The sequence below is a fragment of the Vibrio sp. K4 genome (genome assembly GCF_051122595.1).
GTDB lineage: Bacteria > Pseudomonadota > Gammaproteobacteria > Enterobacterales > Vibrionaceae > Vibrio > Vibrio owensii.
This window is the reverse complement of record NZ_CP178578.1, coordinates 1,188,940-1,208,774: the sequence shown is the minus strand read 5'-3', so window position 1 is coordinate 1,208,774 and position 19,835 is coordinate 1,188,940. Positions and strand designations below refer to the sequence as shown.

18 protein-coding genes are annotated in these 19,835 nt (G+C 47.0%); 7 read left to right on the top strand and 11 right to left on the bottom strand.

Going from position 1 to position 19,835, the window contains the following annotated elements; genetic code table 11:
• The first annotated feature begins 13 nt into the window (after positions 1 to 13).
• Positions 14 to 769, top strand: a complete 756-nt coding sequence (locus ACLIIY_RS23075; RefSeq protein ID WP_434529504.1) for a hypothetical protein — start codon at positions 14 to 16, stop codon at positions 767 to 769.
• Between the two features lie 86 nt (positions 770 to 855).
• On the opposite strand, the gene ACLIIY_RS23070 is transcribed toward ACLIIY_RS23075, so the two are convergent.
• From ACLIIY_RS23070 to ACLIIY_RS23040, 7 genes are all read right to left on the bottom strand, one after another.
• Positions 856 to 1,602: a phosphatase gene (locus ACLIIY_RS23070; RefSeq protein WP_434529503.1), complete on the bottom strand. Its 747-nt coding sequence runs from the start codon at positions 1,600 to 1,602 to the stop codon at positions 856 to 858.
• A 26-nt stretch (positions 1,603 to 1,628) separates the two neighbouring features.
• A complete protein-coding gene (locus tag ACLIIY_RS23065) occupies positions 1,629 to 2,363 on the bottom strand; it encodes a nucleoside/nucleotide kinase family protein (protein WP_078609806.1) in 735 nt (244 codons plus the stop codon).
• Positions 2,364 to 2,372: 9 nt separating this feature from the next.
• On the bottom strand, positions 2,373 to 2,891 hold the full coding sequence (locus tag ACLIIY_RS23060; RefSeq protein ID WP_005435522.1) for an MltR family transcriptional regulator: 519 nt from the start codon (positions 2,889 to 2,891) through the stop codon (positions 2,373 to 2,375).
• A 59-nt stretch (positions 2,892 to 2,950) separates the two neighbouring features.
• On the bottom strand, positions 2,951 to 4,222 hold the full coding sequence (locus tag ACLIIY_RS23055) for a zinc-binding dehydrogenase (RefSeq protein WP_045372536.1): 1,272 nt from the start codon (positions 4,220 to 4,222) through the stop codon (positions 2,951 to 2,953).
• Positions 4,223 to 4,269: 47 nt separating this feature from the next.
• Positions 4,270 to 5,691, bottom strand: a complete 1,422-nt coding sequence (locus ACLIIY_RS23050; RefSeq protein ID WP_434529502.1) for a PTS mannitol transporter subunit IICB — start codon at positions 5,689 to 5,691, stop codon at positions 4,270 to 4,272.
• Between the two features lie 12 nt (positions 5,692 to 5,703).
• Positions 5,704 to 6,147 (bottom strand): PTS sugar transporter subunit IIA, encoded by a 444-nt coding sequence (locus ACLIIY_RS23045; RefSeq protein WP_005425097.1) that lies wholly within the window; start codon positions 6,145 to 6,147, stop codon positions 5,704 to 5,706.
• A 475-nt stretch (positions 6,148 to 6,622) separates the two neighbouring features.
• Entirely contained in the window at positions 6,623 to 7,342 is a 720-nt protein-coding gene (locus ACLIIY_RS23040) for a GntR family transcriptional regulator (RefSeq protein WP_020194774.1), read from the bottom strand.
• Positions 7,343 to 7,655: 313 nt separating this feature from the next.
• Here ACLIIY_RS23040 and mngA point away from each other — a divergent pair, with 313 nt between their 5' ends.
• From mngA to manA, 3 genes are all read left to right on the top strand, one after another.
• The gene (gene mngA, locus ACLIIY_RS23035) at positions 7,656 to 9,590 is read left to right on the top strand and encodes a PTS 2-O-a-mannosyl-D-glycerate transporter subunit IIABC (RefSeq protein ID WP_045414679.1); all 1,935 of its coding nucleotides are present in this window, start codon (positions 7,656 to 7,658) and stop codon (positions 9,588 to 9,590) included.
• A 156-nt stretch (positions 9,591 to 9,746) separates the two neighbouring features.
• On the top strand, positions 9,747 to 12,386 hold the full coding sequence (gene mngB / locus ACLIIY_RS23030; RefSeq protein WP_434529501.1) for a mannosylglycerate hydrolase: 2,640 nt from the start codon (positions 9,747 to 9,749) through the stop codon (positions 12,384 to 12,386).
• Between the two features lie 115 nt (positions 12,387 to 12,501).
• Entirely contained in the window at positions 12,502 to 13,695 is a 1,194-nt protein-coding gene (gene manA, locus ACLIIY_RS23025) for a mannose-6-phosphate isomerase, class I (RefSeq protein WP_434529500.1), read from the top strand.
• A 237-nt stretch (positions 13,696 to 13,932) separates the two neighbouring features.
• Here the strand turns inward: manA and ACLIIY_RS23020 are convergent, their stop codons facing one another.
• Together ACLIIY_RS23020 and ACLIIY_RS23015 are read right to left on the bottom strand one after the other, a co-directional pair.
• Entirely contained in the window at positions 13,933 to 14,319 is a 387-nt protein-coding gene (locus ACLIIY_RS23020) for a GlcG/HbpS family heme-binding protein (RefSeq protein WP_409588725.1), read from the bottom strand.
• A gap of 9 nt (positions 14,320 to 14,328) precedes the next feature.
• Positions 14,329 to 15,297 (bottom strand): aldo/keto reductase, encoded by a 969-nt coding sequence (locus tag ACLIIY_RS23015; RefSeq protein ID WP_434529499.1) that lies wholly within the window; start codon positions 15,295 to 15,297, stop codon positions 14,329 to 14,331.
• Positions 15,298 to 15,438: 141 nt separating this feature from the next.
• Here ACLIIY_RS23015 and ACLIIY_RS23010 point away from each other — a divergent pair, with 141 nt between their 5' ends.
• Positions 15,439 to 16,314 carry a LysR family transcriptional regulator gene (locus ACLIIY_RS23010; protein ID WP_078609810.1) on the top strand — a complete coding sequence of 292 codons (876 nt, stop codon included), beginning with the start codon at positions 15,439 to 15,441 and terminating at the stop codon, positions 16,312 to 16,314.
• A gap of 9 nt (positions 16,315 to 16,323) precedes the next feature.
• Here ACLIIY_RS23010 and ACLIIY_RS23005 read toward each other — a convergent pair whose 3' ends face one another.
• On the bottom strand, positions 16,324 to 18,096 hold the full coding sequence (locus tag ACLIIY_RS23005; RefSeq protein WP_078609811.1) for an SgrR family transcriptional regulator: 1,773 nt from the start codon (positions 18,094 to 18,096) through the stop codon (positions 16,324 to 16,326).
• Between the two features lie 227 nt (positions 18,097 to 18,323).
• On the opposite strand from ACLIIY_RS23005, the gene ACLIIY_RS23000 reads away from it, so the two are divergent.
• Positions 18,324 to 18,455 (top strand): hypothetical protein, encoded by a 132-nt coding sequence (locus tag ACLIIY_RS23000; protein WP_009706196.1) that lies wholly within the window; start codon positions 18,324 to 18,326, stop codon positions 18,453 to 18,455.
• 235 nt (positions 18,456 to 18,690) lie between these two features.
• On the top strand, positions 18,691 to 19,230 hold the full coding sequence (locus ACLIIY_RS22995; RefSeq protein WP_005435499.1) for a peroxiredoxin family protein: 540 nt from the start codon (positions 18,691 to 18,693) through the stop codon (positions 19,228 to 19,230).
• Positions 19,231 to 19,344: 114 nt separating this feature from the next.
• Here the strand turns inward: ACLIIY_RS22995 and ACLIIY_RS22990 are convergent, their stop codons facing one another.
• Positions 19,345 to 19,713 carry a winged helix-turn-helix transcriptional regulator gene (locus tag ACLIIY_RS22990; RefSeq protein WP_005435493.1) on the bottom strand — a complete coding sequence of 123 codons (369 nt, stop codon included), beginning with the start codon at positions 19,711 to 19,713 and terminating at the stop codon, positions 19,345 to 19,347.
• Between the last annotated feature and the right edge of the window lie 122 nt (positions 19,714 to 19,835).

Genomic DNA, 19,835 nt, shown 5'->3' with positions numbered 1-19,835 from the left:
GGGGGAAAGCATTATGAGAAGCATCTGGGTCATGATCACCGCCATTCTCTGCTTGCTAGGGGCAACAAGTCTGTCTGCACAGCCGCAAGCTAAACCCGCGGTAAAGCCGATCACGCAGCCGGGTAACAAACACGATTTGCGCCCTGTGAATCGCCCTCATAGGCCAATCAAGCCGCCCCACTATAATCGGCCACCTTATTACCGTCCGCCCTACTACAGACCACCCTATTACCATCGACCGCCATATGTTGTTAGGCCACCGCGCTATCATTCATCGTTTATCTATGTGAGACCGGGTTATTGGTATCCACCCTATCGTGGACGTTATTACTATTATCATAGCGATCTCGTCGGCATAGCGACTTTCGCCATCTTTGCAGGCATCACCTATGCCATCGTTCAAGACTCGTATTACCGTAGAAACGGAGACCGCTATGATTACGTCCGTTATCCACCAAGCGGTAACTACACGATTGTGAATGGAAACACCATCACTACGTCTTCTTCAACGTCGTCAAACTATGTGCCATCGTCGTCAGGACAAGTAGTATCTTCTTCGCCAAGTTCGAATACGCCGCGAGTCACCCATGTGGTTCCGGCGACCAAACCTGAGCCTAGCCCTTATAAGCTTGGAGAGATCGTAGATTCACTACCTCACACGAAAGAAACGGTCGTCGTCGATGGACAGAGCTATTTCAAATACAAAAATACGTGGTTTGCGCCACTCAGAGCCGAGCGTAAGTTTGTTGTAGTGGAATCACCCCTGTAGTGCTTTATGTGCCCCCTTAAACGAACTAAACCCGCACGCTGCGGGTTTATGTTTGTTTGTTGATAGCCGTTTGAGTTACTCGCTTTTCAATAGAGTGCTTCGAACTCTGGAATCCTCGCTTTACCTCTAAGTAATAAGAAGTTCAAAAATCGGCTCGTCGACGTAGTGAGTATCTTCTCTTCATCCACATTGTGTTTCTCCAACAAAGCAATCGCCAAATCTAACTTGGAGATCTCTTCACAGAAGTGAGCATCCGACCCTGTACTGAAGTAAACGCCAATCTCTTTGCCAAGATCGACAATGCGATCACAACGGGAATCACTGCCCTTGCGGCTTTTGCCTGTCAAAGATGTATTGTTAACTTCAATTGCGACATTGTGTTCTTTGGCACAGCGCAACACTTGCTCCATATCGAATGGATAGTTCGGATTACCCAAGTGGCCCAGAACATCCACTCTGCCGCTTTTAATCACATTTATCAGGGCAGCGGTATGTTCAGCTTCGGTCGCGGGCTTGAATACGGGCTCATGGAAACTCGCAATCACCCAGTCAAGGTGTTGGTCAGAGGAAGGTGGTAAGTCTATCTCCCCTTTCACATTCAGCGTGTTGGCTTCTACGCCACGGAGAATACCTACATCGTGTAAAAAGCGGGGCAAAATTCTTTGATTGTTGAAATACCAGTAGTGAGGGGCTCCTGGCATCTCGGGAGCATGATCGGTGGTACAAAGAAGTTTTAGCCCCTTATTCTTGGCAGACAATGCGTTCTCTAGAATGGTGCTGTAAGCGTGTCCACTGGCAATAGTATGGGTGTGGCTATCAATCACGATATCCATGGTGACCTCCTGAGATTGTGGACGAACTATCGAATTTCGAACGAACCGTTTTGATTGAGAAACAACGATAAGTCAGCAGGAATTGAGTGATTCAACACTTTATCAACGTTGACCGCATCTGAACGCAAGTAGAACTCCAAGGCGGCTTCTGGATCTGTGCCACCACGGATCTTACGATTGACTAAACGCTCCTGTAGAAACTCCGCTTGAGTATCAATAAACACCGTAAAATCAGCCAAGCGATGCAGTTCTTTCCATACTGGTTCATCTAGCAACAACCAGTTGCCCTCGACGACGACAATATTGCGGTTAACCTGAATGGCATCATCAACCGGATCATGCAGGTTGCGATCGTAGTAAGGCCATTTACTGTCTTTCACTTTAAGCTGTTTCAGCTTGTCGATAAGCTCGGTGAGATTGAACGTCTCGTAAGAGCCTTTAATGCTGCGCAGAGGGACAATGTCACCATTACGCTCAATGGTGTTGCTGTCTAGGATTTCGTTCGGGTAGTGAAAACCATCAAAAGGCAGAACCTGAAGTGGCTCTTGGTTTTCATCTTGTTCAGAAAGGTATTCCCAAAACGCAGCAAGGGTGGACTTACCGCTGCCCGGAGGGGCACATAAGAACACGACAATGCGCTCCTGCTTCTCATGATATAAACGGGTAAATTTTTCGATAAGAGGTTGATGGATTCGCTTTACGTCGGCATCGGGAAAGGTAGCTTCGGTTTCAAAACCACTGACGTTTAAATTCACTTTCATGGTGAACCCTTATTGATTGATCTCCCCTTCGATTCTTTCTATCAACATTTCACATGACAGCTTCAACACTGTTTTGATGAGAGATTCATATCTCATTTGCGAAAAGGACTCAAACGAAGAGAACTTAAGCTGATTGATCGACTCAAGATAAAAGCTGTCTTGCTGAGAAGAGAGTACCGCTTGGTTTTTGATGAAGTCGTAAATTACATCATCCGCAAATTCGACTTTCTCCGGTTGGCTAACCACGTACTCCAAGACCTGATCGTACAATCCGATATCGGCGTAAGTTTCCAAAGAGATTTTGCCCATCGCAAACATCAGCTTCGATACCACATCGGTCGTCACCAACGGACCATCTTCTTTCAATAAAGGATCCACAGCATACTCCTTCACGAGATCGTCTTGGACGAACACGCTCGGAAGTAATGCTTTTAACTTGAGGTTAATTATTTTGTTAGAAACCTGAAGAAACGCCGTGGCATTTTCGCACTCGTCCAGTTTCTCCAGTAATTCGTCTTCACGTGACAACGTATTATGACCTCTCCATTATGTGGCAGCGCAAAGGCTACCACACAAATTCGTTGCAACTAAACCGTTAAGCTCACGTCATAAAACTCAAGTAACGCTTTTTCTGCATGTGCGTTCCACACATAGTTATTCGCGTTCAAAATTGCGTCTAATTCGGCGAAGAACGGGTCTTGGTCTGCCAACGATAAGAAATCATCAATCGCGGTCAATGGCAGGTCGATGTGTGGGTAAATTAACTTCTTACCACCCGGAATATCCAGTTGATTCAGAATCGTATGTGGCGCAGCTTGCAGACCACCAACGTGGGTGATCATGAACGATGGATTGATCTTACCTTGTGAAGACAAGTCGATAGATTCAACCATGTCGCCAGTCGAGCCACCAGATGTGCCAACAATGTGCGTTGATTCGTAATGCACGTTGTAGAAGTTAAACGGTACTTTGAATTTTTTATCGGTAGGCCCTGCGAAGAAGTTCAAGCAGCCATCGTTACCCAACAACTCATCGGCTTGTTCTAGCACTTGCGATACCGCTGCATACACCATCACATCGTCGTAGCCTTTGCCATCGTTCAGCGCTTTCAGATAAGTCACAGGGTCATCGACTTGAGCTGTGTTCACGTAATGCAGTTCAACGCCCTGCTCTTTTGCTTTCTCAACCGGAATTAAGCACTCTGCTCGGTCTAAGCGCGCAGCGTCGATGTCTGTTACCACAATCAGCTTTGGCTTCACCGGACCGTTAATCGCGTAGTCAATCGCACCAATGCCCATTGGACCAGCACATGCGAGTAGCGCTAACGCTCCCCCCTCTTTGATACCCATATCGTGCTCGTACACGTATTGCGTAGTGTGGTAACTAGCATGGTAAGCACCGATGATGCATGACATTGGTTCAGCCAAAGACGCATCTGCAAAGTAGTCTCCGTGGTAAGGCAGCACACAACCTAAGTCGATAGCAATTTTAGGAATGATGGAATACGTTGCGTTGCCACCAAAGGTTTCGTAGCTGTAACCCGCAGAGTAACCACTAGGCAAACCCATTGCTGGTTGCAGTACAAAGTAATCGCCTGCTTTGTACTGGTCTTTTAGGTTCTCACCGACTTCAACAATCACACCTGCGTATTCATGACCCGTCATCACTGGCACTTCATCAATGTTCTCAGGGACGCGTTTGTGTTTGCTACCCAACAATGCTGCTTTGTAAGTGGATAGGCAAATGCTGTTTGAAATGTTTTTAACCAGAAGTTCATCGGCTGAAATGCTTGGCAAATCAAAGGTTCTTAGTTGAACGTCTTTCTCGCCACAGATAACCGCTGCCGTTGTTTGTACCATGATTTCTCTCCTAAATGGGGCGGTAAGTGCCACCCCATACTGCATTGTTAGGCTGGTTGCTCAGTCGCGACCGCTTGTTGCTTAATCGTATCCATCAGCTCATTGAGCGCTGGGTCATTGAGGAAGTTCTTAATCGTTACCACCGGCAAGCCTGTTGCTTTAATGGCTCGACTTTCTAAGCTTTCGTGTGTCACGACAATATCGGCTTCACTTGGGACTTTTTCGATGGCGAAGTTCTTCACTTCAATATCAATCCCGGCTTGAACTAACTTGCGTTTGAAGGTTGAAGCCCCCATCGCACTTGAGCCCATACCCGCATCACAAGCGAATGCGACAAATGAAATTGGTTTGTTGACTTCTTGTGTTGCTGCAGCAACTGGTTTGATTGTGCCTTCCTCTTTCATGTCTTTCATATCAGAGACTGATTGTTCAAACTCGTCTTCTTTGTCTTCGGCTTTGCTCATCTTCAGAATCGCACTTGCGACAAGGAAGGAAACAATCGTTGCAGTTGTGACACCTGCGATGGTCGCTAGGAAGCTGCCTTTCGGTGTTAGTGCTAGGTAAGAGAAGATTGAGCCTGGACTTGGACCTGCTACCAAACCCGCGTCAAGTAGGTTGAAGGTTGCGATACCTGTCGCGGCACCCGCAATCATCGCCAAGATCATGATTGGCTTCATTAACACGTACGGGAAGTACAGCTCATGAATACCACCGAAGAAGTGAATGATAATGGCACTTGGCGCAGAACGTTTAGACAGACCTTGACCAAACTTCGCGTAAGCCAGCAGCATACCAAGACCCGGACCTGGGTTAGATGCCACCATAAAGAAGATAGATTTACCTGTTTCAGCTGCGGCCTGCAGACCTAGTGGGTAATAAATACCTTGGTCGATAGCGTTGTTTAGGAACAGCACTTTCGCCGGCTCGTTGATGATCGCAAGCAGAGGAAGGAATCCCGTCGCCACCAAGGCTTCGATGCCTGATTTCACAAACAAGTTTGCCGCTGTTACTGCAGGACCAACAATCTCGTAGGCGAACAGACACAGAATCATGCCCACAATACCTAGTGAGAAGTTGTTCACCACCATCTCAAAACCAGAAGGAATACGGTGTTGGATTCGCTTATCCATTTGCACCACAACCCAAGCACTGAGTGGGCCCATGATCATTGCGCCGACGAACATTGGGATGTCCGCACCAACGATAACACCCATGGTACCAATGGCACCGGCTACCGCGCCGCGTTTATCACCAACAATCTGACCGCCGGTATAACCGATCAACAGTGGTAATAAATAAGTGATCATTGGGCCAACGAGTTCCCCAAACGCTTCGTTTGGCATCCAACCTGTTGGGATAAAGAGTGCAGTAATAAAGCCCCAAGCGATGAAGGCTCCTATATTTGGCAGCACCATGGCGGTCAAATGACCCCCGAAGGCTTGCACATTGGCTCGCATGTTTGCTTTCACGTTATGTTCCTTTTAGTATGCTTTTATTATGTCTAGCACTTGTTCCTTAGATGAAGCTTGTGCCAGTTTTGCAATGTTCTCTTCGTCCACAAACATCTCGCTCAGCGCTTGAATCACCTCAATGTGGGTATCAGAGTCTTTTGCAGCTAGGGTAATAAGAATGTTGGCAGGACCAAGGTCCGAACCAAAATCAACTGGTGAAGGGAAAATATGAATGCCCAAGCCCGTTTTTAGGACACCGGTTTCTGGGCGAGCATGTGGCATCGCCAGTCCAGGACACAACACATAGTAAGGACCATTTTCTTCGGTCGATTGGATGATGGCATCCGCGTATTGCTGAGAAACGTAACCTTTGTCTTCTAGGTATTGCGTTGTCTTTTTAACTGCGTCTTGCCATTGGTAAGCGCGGTCATTAATAACATCTACTAGTTCGTGGTCGATTAATTCATACAGCATTTTTAAACCCTATCAACAGTTCGGTATCGATGGGTTAATTATCAATAAGAGTCGTAGAACCACGCAAGCACGCCTCTTTTGTGCAACAAATCACAATTAAATGGCTGTCAATTTGTTTTAATGAACGTAGCTCAAAAATAGACAAAGAAAGTTAGCAACAAATTTTCTTTCAGCAACATGTCAATAGGCATAATTTGAACCTCCGCACCTATCCAAACATTTCTAGAAATTCGCAATAATTTATCTCGATCACATTACGACTCTTGACTCGCTATTTATCGTGATTAAATTCAAACTTCATTTTCCACTAATTCGGCGCTAGTGAGTTTCAAACAGGGATAATCATCACACTTGTTTGCTAAAAGAAATCGAAACGTTGCTTAGTTTCAGCATAGAGCGAACAGAAGGTCGGAAGAGAAAAGACACAAAAAACCCGCCGAGTGGCGGGTTTAAAATGAAATGCGTAATATCGCGCTTACGACTTATGACGTTTTGCCACCAGCGTAAACTTGTAGTCAGTCGATTTGAAGTAGTTGCGGCTGTATTCAAACACCACATCCCCTTGTAAGAAACCACGCGTGCGCTTTTCGATGATCGGCTCGGCCGGGTCAATATCTAGCAACTCTGCAATGTCTTGCGGTGGCAATACCGGGATGATTTCTTGCTCACTGCGATCAATCACCATGCCCTTCTCTTTCTCAATAAAGTGGTACTTAGAACCTTGCATCACTTGGTAGGTGAGATCAGGGAACATGTCTGTCGGCAGCCAAGTTTCTTCTACTGTGATTGGGTTGTCATCTAGGTAACGAACGCGTTTCACGTAAAAGACTTTGTCATCTTCATTAATGTTCAGCGCATCAGCCATCGTGAGCGATGCTTTAGTAATCTCGAACGCGACCACATCGCTGTGCGTCACTGCATTTAGGTGCGCCCACTTCTCTGCAAAACTGGTCTGCTGGTAAATGTCGTAGTTAACCTTGTTCTCTTTCACATAGGTACCACTACCCTGCACACTCTCCAGTTCACCATTTTCAATCAGCAATTTTAACGCTTGGCGAACCGTGACTCGACTACAAGAAAATTCTTCGCGTAACTGAGCTTCGGTAGGAAGAGCGGTTCCTACTTTGTATTCGCCATCGCTGATCTTCTCGCGAATCGCATCCGCAATCTGGCGATACATTGGCAGTCTTGCCATGTTTACCTCTATAAAAACAATACAAATGACCATTCAAGTGAACTTGTTTGAGACAACTCAAGAACCGAGCACACTGGAGTGAACTATCATTGCAAGAAAGACTTGGTTTATGAGCTCTATAATACGAATTCAGGTCAACATGACAAGCACTTGTTCGCATATCGGCATACAAAAACAAGCCAAAACAATACAACAATAATACATATTTTAATTCAACTGCGATCCTGATCACGGATCATTTGTATTTAAAAGGTATTATTCACATCATTGTTGAATGCACAACAATGTCGAATGTGACAATGGGACAAAAGTTATGAAATTAACCTCTCTTACAAACCCATCGCTGATAAACCTACAAACGACGTTCGAAAGTCGTGACGCAGCGATTCGTGCACTTGCCGACCAGCTAGACCAGCAAGGCAAACTGCATAACAAGGAAGAATACCTACAAGCAGTGTTTGCTCGCGAAGAGCAAGGCCCGACGGCGCTAGGCGAAGGCTTGGCAGTACCGCACGGTAAGACAGATGCAGTAAAAGAGGCGGCGTTTGCCGTAGCCACACTAAAACAAGACTTAAAGTGGCAAGGTCTGGATGAAGACGAAGACGTAAACCTGATCTTCCTAATCGCAATTCCAAATGCGGAAGCAGGTTCAACACACATGCACCTGTTGACCGAACTGACCACAACCCTAGTGGATGACGATGTTCGTGAAGCAGTGCTAAATGCTACAAATGTAGAACAAATTTTTGCTTTGCTTGATGGTCAAGCAGAGCAAGAAGAAAAACAAGACCAATTAGATACAAATGCACCAACCATCGTTTGTGTGACGGCTTGTCCTGCGGGTATTGCGCACACATACATGGCAGCAGAATACCTAGAGAAGACGGGTAAGAAGCTGGGTTACAACGTGCATGTTGAAAAGCAAGGTGCAAACGGTATTGAAGATCGTCTGACTGCTGAACAGCTCAACAGTGCAACAGCGGTGGTTTTCGCGGCTGAAGTGGCAATCAAAGAGTTAGAGCGTTTTGACGGTATTCCTCGTGTAGAAGTGCCAGTTGCTGAGCCAATCAAACACTCTGAGCGCATTCTTAACGAAGCGGTTGAAGCAGGTAAAGCAGGTCGAAGCGCTGGTGCTGCAGTTGCAACCAACGACAAACCGAAGAAACTACCACTTAAAACTGAACTAAAACAAGCACTTCTATCAGGTATCTCTTACGCAGTTCCTCTTATCGTTGCTGGCGGTACCGTACTTGCTGTTGCCGTGCTATTGGCACAAATGTTCAACCTACAAGATTTGTATGCAGAAGAAGGCTCTTGGCTGTGGATGTACCGCAAGCTAGGTGGTGGTCTACTGGGTACATTGATGGTTCCTGTACTGGCGGCATACACCGCTTACTCATTGGCAGATAAACCAGCGCTTGGTCCAGGCTTTGCCGCAGGTATTGCAGCGAACCTTATCGGCTCTGGCTTCCTTGGCGGTGTTGTCGGTGGTTTGATTGCTGGTTACGTCATGCGTTGGGTAAAAGAAAACGTACGTCTAAACCCTGCGTTCAATGGCTTCCTAACTTTCTACCTATACCCGGTTATCGGTACTTTGGTTGCTGGCTCATTGATGCTGTTCGTTATCGGTAAACCTGTTGCTTGGCTAAACCAAGGTTTGACGGATTGGCTAAATGGCATGTCTGGCACCAACGCCCTACTTCTAGGCGCAGTAATTGGTTTATTCGTATCGTTCGACCTTGGCGGTCCAGTTAACAAAGCCGCTTACGCATTCTGTCTGGGTGCCATGGCGAACGGTGTTTACGGCCCATACGCTATCTTCGGTTCGGTGAAAATGGTCTCAGCGTTCACGGTAACGGCTTCAACCATGCTTGCACCTCGCCTGTTCAAAGATTTTGAAATCGAGACGGGTAAATCAACTTGGTTGCTTGGTCTAGCGGGCATCACTGAAGGTGCGATTCCGATGGCTATCGAAGACCCAATCCGCGTTATTGGCTCATTCCTACTTGGCTCTGTCGTAACAGGCGCAATGGTAGGTGCTGCTGGCGTAGGTCTATCGACTCCAGGTGCAGGTATCTTCTCAATCTTCCTACTACACGATGCAGGTCTAGGCGCATTCACGGCTGCGGCAATCTGGTTTGGCGCTGCGCTGATTGGTGCAACCATCTCGACCATCACTCTCATCATGTGGCGAGCACACGCAGTAAAAAAGGGCAAATTTGTCACTGAGGCTGCTGCTCAACATTAATTCGAATCACTCATAGATTCGCTCAACACAAACTTTGGGCGTGGGATTTCTGCGCCCTAAATATTCGTCGGCAAGCATAAACGCTGCAAGAACGAATAGAAAACAATCAAATTTAAAACAAATTAACGGCAATTATTGCCTAAGACGGTAAAAGTTATGACTACATCTCGCGTTCATATTACTCCTCACATGCACTGGGATCGTGAATGGTACTTCACTACAGAAGAGTCTCGCATTCTGCTAGTGAATAACATGGAAGAAATCATGACTCGTCTGGAAAACGATCCAGACTACAAATACTACGTTCTAGACGGTCAAACCGCAGTTCTGGAAGATTACTTCGCAATCAAACCAGAAAACAAAGAGCGCGTACGTGAGCTCGTACAAGCTGGCAAACTGATTGTTGGCCCTTGGTACTCTCAAACGGATACGATGCAAGTATCTGGCGAATCTATCGTACGTAACATGCTTTACGGATTGCGCGACTGTCTAGCGCTAGGCGAACCAATGAAGATTGGTTACCTACCAGATTCATTCTCTATGAGCTCTCAGCTGCCAGCTATCTACAACGGTTTTGGCATCAATCGCGCTATGTTCTGGCGCGGTTGTTCAGAGCGTCACGGCACAGATAAAACCGAGTTCTTGTGGCAATCAAACGATGGCAGCGAAGTCTCTGCGCAAGTCCTGCCACTGGGTTACGCGATTGGTAAATACCTACCGCAAGACGAAGAAGGTCTGCGCGCACGTCTAGATAAATACTTCCCAGTGCTGGAAAAACCGTCGGTAACCAAAGACATCCTGCTACCAAACGGTCACGACCAAATGCCTATCCAAAAAGACATCTTCGAGGTGATGGATAAGCTACGTGAAATCTACCCAGACAAAGAATTCAAAATGAGCCGCTTTGAAGAAGTGTTCGAGCGTATTGAAGCCGAGCTCGATCAGCTTGATACCATCAAAGGCGAGTTCAATGACGGTAAATACATGCGTGTTCACCGTACTATTTCTTCAACGCGTATGGACATCAAACTGATCCACGCCGAAGTAGAAAACAAGATCGTAAACATCCTTGAGCCGTTAGCCTCTATCGCATGGACACTAGGCTTCGAATACCATCACGGTCTAATCGAGAAGATGTGGAAAGAGAGCATGAAGAACCACGCTCACGACTCGATTGGCTGCTGCTGTTCAGACAAAGTACACGCAGAGATCTTGAACCGTTACATCCTTGCGGACGACATGGCGACCAACCTGATCAACTTCTACAAACGTAAGATTGTTGACCACATGCCTGCACGCGAAGGTTGCGACAAGCTAGCACTATTCAACCTATCGCCATACGCTCGTGAAGAAGTGGTGAATACCACCATCACTATCCGTGCGGAACAGTTCAACCTGTTTGATGAAAACGGCACGCCAGTTGAGTACTTCATCCAAGATCAACGCGTAATCGACCCAGGTAAGATTGACCGTCAAATCGTTCACTACGGTAACTACGACCCGTTCATCGAGTACGACATTCAAATCAAGCACACTGTGCCAGCGATGGGCTTCACTACCCTTCACATTCAAGCGAACGAGAAAGGCACGCAAAAAGTGGCTGAGCAGAAAGAGTTCCTTCTTGAGAACGAATTCTACCGCATCAACGTCAACCCAAACGGCACTCTGAACATCTTCGACAAAGAGACAGAGCACCTTTACGAACAAGCGCTGCGCATTGAAGACGGCTCTGACGATGGCGATGAATACGACTACTCACCTTCTCGTAAAGAGTGGCTACTGTACTCAGACGAATTCGATGCAGAAGTGAATGTGAAGCACGAAGGTTTCCAATCTGTGGCAACCATCAAGCTGCGCATGAACTTGCCAGAGAACCTACAACAACGTGAAGAGCGCACAGGTCAAAACGGTTACCTGGACGTGAACTGCCAAGTGGTTCTAAAACAAGGTACACGCCGTATTGAAGTTCGCATGGAGCTGGATAACCAAGCTGACGACCACCGCGTTCGCGTATTAGTACCAACACCGTTTGTGTCTGAAACCGTGGTAGCAGACAACCAGTTCGGTTTGATCACTCGCCCAACTAACGATCCAGAAATGGCGAACTGGGAAGCAGACGGCTGGAAAGAAGCACCAGTGCCGGTTTACCAGCTAATGAACTTTGCTGCGGTTGAAAACGCACAAGGTGGTATGGCGCTAATGAGCAACGGTCTGCGTGAGTTTGAAGTGATTTCAAGCCAAGGCAATGAAGAGCGTGACACATTCGCCCTAACCCTTCTGCGTGGTATCGGCGTGTTGGGTAAAGAAGAGTTGTTGCTTCGTCCGGGTCGTCCATCTGGTATCAAGATCCCGACGCCAGACTCACAAGTACGCGGCAAGATCGTTTGTGAGTTTGCGCTATTCGGTTTCGCGGGCAACCACATCGAAGCGAACGTAATGGCGGCGGCGCGTGACAACGTGACTCCAATCCAGTGCTACAACAAGATCCCTTACAACGCGATGAAGCTGAACGTAGGCGAGCAAAACCTACCGCTAACGCACAGCTTGCTAAACAAATCGCTAGAAGGTGCGGTACTGAGCGTACTGAAGAAGGCGGAAGACGAGGGTGCACTCATCCTGCGCGTCTACAACCCATCAGAGAGCGAAGTGATTAACGACACAGTGGCGTTTACTTCAGAAGTAACGTCATGGAAAGAAACACAGCTAGACGAGAAAGTGCTACCAAACGAGGTAGACACAGCATCGTTCGGTACGCTGAAACCGTGTCAGGTTAAGTCTTTCCAAGTGAAGTTCTAATCCGGTTCTCAGGATAAGGTCATCAACTAGATAACCCGCCCAAACCGACTCAGGCTTGCTCTCATCGTGGAGCAAGCCTCTCCTCTTCTTTCGTTCCAATCAAGAGAATATCGCCATGCAACACGCTCTATTCAAACTGGACAATGTGATTCAAAACTACGCTTGGGGCAGCCACACCTCGATTCATGATTTATTCGGCATCGACAATCCAGCGAACGAGCCACAAGCAGAAATCTGGATGGGTGCTCACCCAAACGGCTGTTCAAAGCTTGCTGACACCAAACAACTGCTGTCAGAAGTCATCAACCAAAACAAAACGCAATCGCTGGGTGATTACACCGCTGCACGTTTTGGTGAACTGCCATTCCTATTCAAAGTCCTGGCCGCTGAAACACCGCTGTCCATTCAAGTGCACCCAAGTAAGCACAAGGCAGAAATAGGCTTCGCTCGTGAAAACGAACAAGGTATCCCGCTTAATGCTGCCAACCGTAACTACAAAGATCCAAACCATAAACCGGAGCTGGTTTACGCGCTGACATTTTACAAAGCGATGAACGGCTTCCGTCCAATTGAGCAGATCTTATCTCTGTTTGAGCAAGCGAACATCTCTACTCTAGAGACAGAAATCAACGCACTGAAAGCCACACCAAACAGTGAAGGTCTTAAAGTGTTCTTCTCAGCAATTATGTCGTTAGAAGGCGAACGCAAACAGCAGGCTTTGAATGAGCTATACGCAAGCCTAGAGCGCCCTGCGAAAACCGCTATGGCACGAGAAGCTTACGGTTATATTCAAGACTTCCGTCAGCATTACGCGGACGATATTGGTCTGTTTTCGCCATTGATGTTGAACACGATTGAACTGGCTCCTGGCGAAGCGATGTTCCTCCATGCAGAAACGCCGCACGCATATGTTCAAGGGACAGGTTTGGAGATCATGGCGAACTCAGACAACGTGCTGCGCGCTGGCTTAACACCTAAGTACATCGACGTTCCTGAGCTTATCGACAACACCATCTTCAACGCGATTGCCCCAGAACAAATCAAGCTCGCGCCCGTGCATAAACAAGGCAAGCTTAGTTACCCAATTCCGGTGGATGATTTCGGTTTTGAAGTGATGGCAGTTGAAGGCGCTGCAACGACTCAATTCGTACGTAGCGCAGAGATTTTGTTTTGTATCGAAGGGGAAATCTCGGTTTCTAGCCAAGACGATCACATCACATTGAAAGCGGGTGAATCGGTTTTCGTCTGCAGCAACTCAGTGAAGTACGTTTGCCAGGGTCACGGCACCTTAGCTCGCGCCTTTAACTGATTGGCGAAATGAACTGACAGCTTATTGGATAGCGGCTTTCTGTTATTCAGTAAGCACGCTCCTAACCTAGGTTTGCGCTGATGTTGTCAGTGGTCAGCAATAACCACCTTGTCACGCTCCACTTCGATGACGCTTTTCGAAGACGAGCAGACATTTACCGTTGATATTCGTGGTCAACTCCATCATTTTGACCATCCCCACCAATGTCTAGCGAAGAGCATTGGTGGGATTTTTTGTTTACAGCGCTTTTAATACTTCCATTGCAAGTGCTTCATCGTCTTGCTCAGCTAAACCACTGATGCCAATTGCACCGACGACTTTCCCCTCTTGTTCTACAGGTACTCCGCCCATAAATCCCGTGATCTTTGGGTCAGTCCAATAACTCAACTGCTTACCCGTCTCACGAGCCCAAGCGCCCAGATTGCCACTAGGCTGACGGTCTCTAGCCGAGGTGTAAGCTTTGTTTTGTGCCAACAAACCTGCTTGCACGCTCACATCATCCATTCGGGCAAAACCGAGCAATTCGCCATGTGTATCAACCACGGCAACCGCAATGTTTTGCTTGCGATCAGCAGCAATTTCCAATGCGGTTTGAATCAGAGTTTGAACTTGTACGTATTTCATTTTTCTCTCCTACGGGATCTCATGACCAAGGGTTTTCTCGAACAATCCATACCAATGGCTGCGTGATAGCGTGACGTTCTCTACTTGAGCACAAGCGCGAATACGCTGTGGGTTTGCAGTACCAATAACAGGCTGAATTTGGTTTGGATGACGCGTCAGGAAGGCTAAAACAATCGCCTCAGACGACACGCCATATTCAGCTGTTAGCGCCATCACCATCTCCGCCGTCTGTCTGGTGTTGTGATCATCAGAATGTAAACCACGCTCTGAGAATCTGCCCTGCGCCATACTGCCCCACGCTTGCAGTTGGATATTGTGCCTACGGGCATGTTCCAGTGTTCCTGCAACGTAGTCAGATGCAGACGAAGGAAGCCCCATGCCCTGCTTGATGAAGTCAGACTTAGCCAGACTCATTTCCAACTGGTTCGCCACAATAACTTCGCCCGTTGCTTGTTGGAGAAGATCAATTTGAGCACTGTTCATGTTAGAGACACCGAAGTGGTTAACTTTGCCAGCTTGTTTCAGTGCTTGGAGCGCTGTGCCCAATTCTTCAAATTCAACCAAAGGATCAGGACGATGCAGCATCAAAACATCAAGATTCTCCACGCCAAGGCGCTCAAGAATGCCCTCAACAGAAGCCGTCACCCATTTAGCAGAGAAGTCATACTGCTTAACACCTTGCTCATCTCCTAGATGGATGCCGCACTTGGATTGCAGATAAATTCGTTCTCGTAAGGTTGAGTCATTGGCTAAGATGCGCCCAAACACTTCTTCTGCCTTACCGAATTTGTAGATATCCGCATGATCAAAGAGATTGATGCCAACCTCTAATGCTGCCTCTACAGCGGCATAAGCTTGGTTTTCATCTTGGGCGGTTAACGGGTTGCGATTCCACTCCCCTCCAAGCCCCATGCAGCCGAAGACCAAGCGGCTAACGTTAGGTAAGGTTTTGGCGAGCGGTAGTGTTGGATTGTTCATCGTTATTCTCACTTTTCCGATTTCTGCATTTTCAATTTCTGAAATTAACTCGAACTATCTTACCGTTCGTAAAAATTAGTTTAATACCGTAAAATCGAATTCATTATCCTCGTTACCGAACAATTAAAGCGAACAATCAAGATGGCAGATTACAAGAGAATCGAAAAATTGATGCTGTTTGCCGAAGTGGCTCAAACACTCAACTTTTCTAGGGCAGCGGAGCAACTTGGCATTTCAAAAAGTTACCTGTCAGAACAAATCAAGCGATTGGAATCGGAACTCGCTACGCCTTTGATTGTTCGAACCACACGCAGCGTGAGATTGACGGCAGAAGGTGAATCGATCTTTGCGCAAGCGGAAGATCTCAAACGACGCGTAATGGAAATGGAAAAGAGTTTAAGTCAGCAATCTGAGCAAATAGACGGCCTGATTCGGCTTACCGCTCCCAAGATGTTTGCTGAAGCGGTACTGCATGATTTATGTGTGGCGTTTCGCGCTCTACATCCAAACGTAGAGTTCGAGATCCTTTCTAGCTATCAAGCGTTTAATCTGACGGAAACCAGCGTCGACTTTGCGTTTCGAGCGACAAGAACCCCGCCCGAGAATATGATTGCGCATCACCTTTTGGACTACTACCACTGGTTGGTTACTTCTCCTGAGTATCTGCGAGAAAATGGCACGCCGGAGACGTTAGCGGATTTAAAACAGCATCAATGCTTAACCACATTGCATCAAAAAGAATGGCCTTTAAGAACGGGAACGGTTCAAACCCAAGGTTGGCTTTCTAGCAATGAAAACCGCTTACTCAAAGAATCAGCTCTGTCTGGTAATGGCATCGCTCGATTAGCAAGTTACTTTGTCGAGCAAGACGTTGATAATGGCCGACTAGTGCAGGTTCTATCGGAAGAAACGGACCACCAACACAACGCAGTATACTTAGTGTATCCGCAACTCATCTATCAATCGGCGAAAACCAAAGCCTTCATTGAATTCGTGAAGCAGTACTTTGCTAAATAACTAAGACAGTTAATCCGCTGACCACACCGAGCGAATATCTGGCCAACCCCAGTTAGTTAGGGCAACGTCTTCTAACACACCTTGGAAGCGCAACGTTTGCGTATGGTGGAACATAGGTGCAATCCAGTATTCGCTGACGAGTGTGGAAGCAATAGGTTCAAGCGCTTTGAGATAACCTTCCAGCGAGGTATACGCGCGCACTTTCTCTAGTTGCTCATCCAACCAAGTCGCATTCTCTTCACCCAAGGTGTGGTGCAACACGGTATTGCTAAAGAAGTTGGTAAACGCCGATGCATGACGGTTGTCATCTAAGTTAATGTTTGTCACCACCAAGGTTTCATCTAGCGTGCCGTTTTTGGCTTTTTCGCTTAGCTCTCGGTAGGAATACATCACAATGCCTACTTTGCTTCCTGTCCCTTCAAGTAGGTTAGCAATTGCACGCGCACATCGTCTCAATGCCGTGTAGTTGTACCCTGCGATGGTGATATGTTTAGGCAGCTTGCTCTCTTCACCAAACGGTCTTAGTACGGGCTTCCACGTTGGCAGCATGTTGTAAGCCGGTACGCTGCCAAACACGATCTTTTCTTTGCGCATCACATCGGCAAGTCGTTCCGGTTGAATCAGCTCGGCGATATAACGGCGCTGCGCTTGAGACAGCGGGTACTTGGCATGTTGATTGAACAAGGCGAACAAACAGCCGTCCTCGGTGCGACTGTGCTGACTAGCCGGAGCCGCTTCTGCATCTTGTGTCGACATGTAGTGTCCGCACATGCTGTCGACAAGCTCGTCGTCCGCTTTTTCTACCTGCTTAGGCGGTGTATTCGCGGCTAGAGATGGGTTCTCCATTTTCTCATCATTGACGATCCAGATCGTCACCATGTCGGTCAGTACTCGACAGGCGTAATAGCCGTCAAAAGCTTGCAGTTTTAATCGATGAGCACTGTGTTCAATCACAGAAAAAGGGCCACTACCAATGACCAAATTGTTATTGGCAACGTTCACTTGGCTAACAGGTTGAATGCCATACTTCACGCCAGAAATAAGCCCAGCAAAACCCAAATCTGGCTTGCTGAGGGTAAACACAACCTTGAGTGGGTTTGGCGCGGTAATGTTATCGACATGAGCCAATTCTTTCTCATACAACTCAAGGGAACTGAGTTTGGCAAACAGGCTAACAACGGTATCGGCATCAATCGGTGCACCATTATGAAAGGTTAAGCCTGGGCGCAGGTAAAAGGTCCATTCGTAACTTTTCTCGTCATACCGCCAATGATGAGCAAGCTCTGGCTTCACCACTCCGTTGTAGTCACTCGATACCAAACAACAGTAGATTTGACGCAAGAAGAAGCGCTCACTGCTGCGATGCAGTTGATGAGGAACAATACGCTCAAACATACGTTTGTAGGTGAGCTGAATGTTGAGTCGACCCTCTTGAACAGACGCCCCCGAAGTGGTTTTGAGCAATCGTCCAAACGCCGCTTCATCTTCATCGAGAATCGCCAACGCTTTTTCGTATTTACCCAGCTTAATTCGCTCCAGTGCGAGGCTTTCTTTTAATGCACTCAACTCGATGTTCAGCAATAACGTTGAACGCTGATTTCGTCCCGCTTTTGGAAGCCAACTCAACCACGCTTGCTCCTGCATTTGCGACAGTAAGCTGCGTGCATGGCGAGGAGAAGTGAACAGCAAGTCAGCAACTTCCTGCAATGTGGTTTTGGCTTCACTTCCCACGCCAAATGGAGTGAGTCGTTGGTAGTAGCGGAACAAGTTGAGATCAGACACCGCGCGCCCTCAAAAAGTGGATATAGGTTTATTTTACTCAACTTATCCGAGAGAAAATAAGAAAACTTCCAAACACTTTGTTCCCCTTTTTACCCTCACGAACGCAAAAATCGGTGAGTTAGCGCACCTTCTGGGGCTAACTAGGAATAAACCACAGAAATCTACTCTCTTTTTCAGCTCCTCTTTTCTTCGCATACTGACCCTGTCAGCAACAAGGAGGAAACACTATGCGATTCCAAATTCGATCAGCAAAAGACATGCCTACAATGGCAACCTATTTCCGAGAGCGCGTTGCGCATTCGGACAACAAGCTTGAAGTAATGGCTCTGGTAACAATGAACGATTTCTTCAACTGGTAAACGAACCTTAAGCAGAACTTAGCTCCTGATACTACACCCCCACTTCGTTGTATCTTTAAGTTCTGCTTTCCTCTTCTAACTGTTTCTTTTTCTTGCCATTCATTATCTAGGTTACCAAAAGTTAACTAGTTGAAATGCCGCAAAACTGGGTCTACATTGAAGTCTCACCCCCTACACAATCGCTTTTATTGAGAAGGGGCATCCATGGATATATACCACTAATTCGGGAGTCATTATGGCAACTTCAGTGAAACTTAAAGCGGGCGACAGCTTCCCTTCTCTTCAAGCAACCTTGCTAGATGGTTCAAGCGTGACATTAGGTCAGCCACAAGGTGATGCGACTTGGCAAGCCGTATTCGTTTATCGTGGTAAACACTGTCCTCTTTGTACCAAATACCTCAATGAGTTAGAGGGCTACAAGCAAGCTTTCGCAGAAGCTGGCGTTGATATTCTTGCGGTTTCAGGCGATTCAAAAGAGCAGCTTGAGGGACATCTAGAGAAACTCGAAATCAGCTTCCCGATTGCTTACGGCCTAACCGAAGAACAAATGAAAACATTAGGTCTGTACATTTCACTGCCTCGTTCAGAGCAAGAGACTGACCATAACTTCGCAGAACCAGGTCTGTTTGTGGTGAATGAACACGGCAACTTGCACGTGGTGGATATTTCAAACAACCCGTTTGTTCGCCCAGAGCTTGGCGCGCTATCACGTGGTTTGGCTTGGATTCGTAATCCAGACAACAACTACCCTATCCGTGGTACGTTGGACTACTAAGCGGATTACGCTCAATCAGTCCCAAACAACAATCAAACATAAAAAATGCCAGCGATATGCTGGCATTTTTATTGGCTTAAACCGTTAAGCGATGATGAGATACAAGAGACCGTGTTATTTACGCAACTCAATCTGGTGAGTCTCAGACCAGATTCGCAAATCATCAAGAATCTTAAGTGCGGTACGGCCGAACTCTGTTAGCTCATAGCTGACTGCAATTGGGCGATCGCTGATCACTTTGCGCACCACCATACCTTCCGCTTCCAGCTCTTTAAGGCGTTGGTCAATCATCTTTTTGCTTGCGCCGCCTAGCATGCGTGCTAAGTCATTGAAGCGAACTGGGCCGTCTTTCAAATGAAAAATCAAAGAGCCTTTCCATTTACCACCAATTAGACGCATCCCTTTCTCGATAGCACATGGCTCCGCACATACGTTCGCCACTGACTTACGACCTTTGCTATCTACACTGATTCTGCTTTCCACAATACACCTCAAGATACGCACCTAATCTAGGTAACGAAAAGTAAGCTAGATACATTTAGTGCTTTAGAGTAATAAAAACGTCACCTCGCCGCAAACAAATAAAAATGGACCGCATGTAGCAG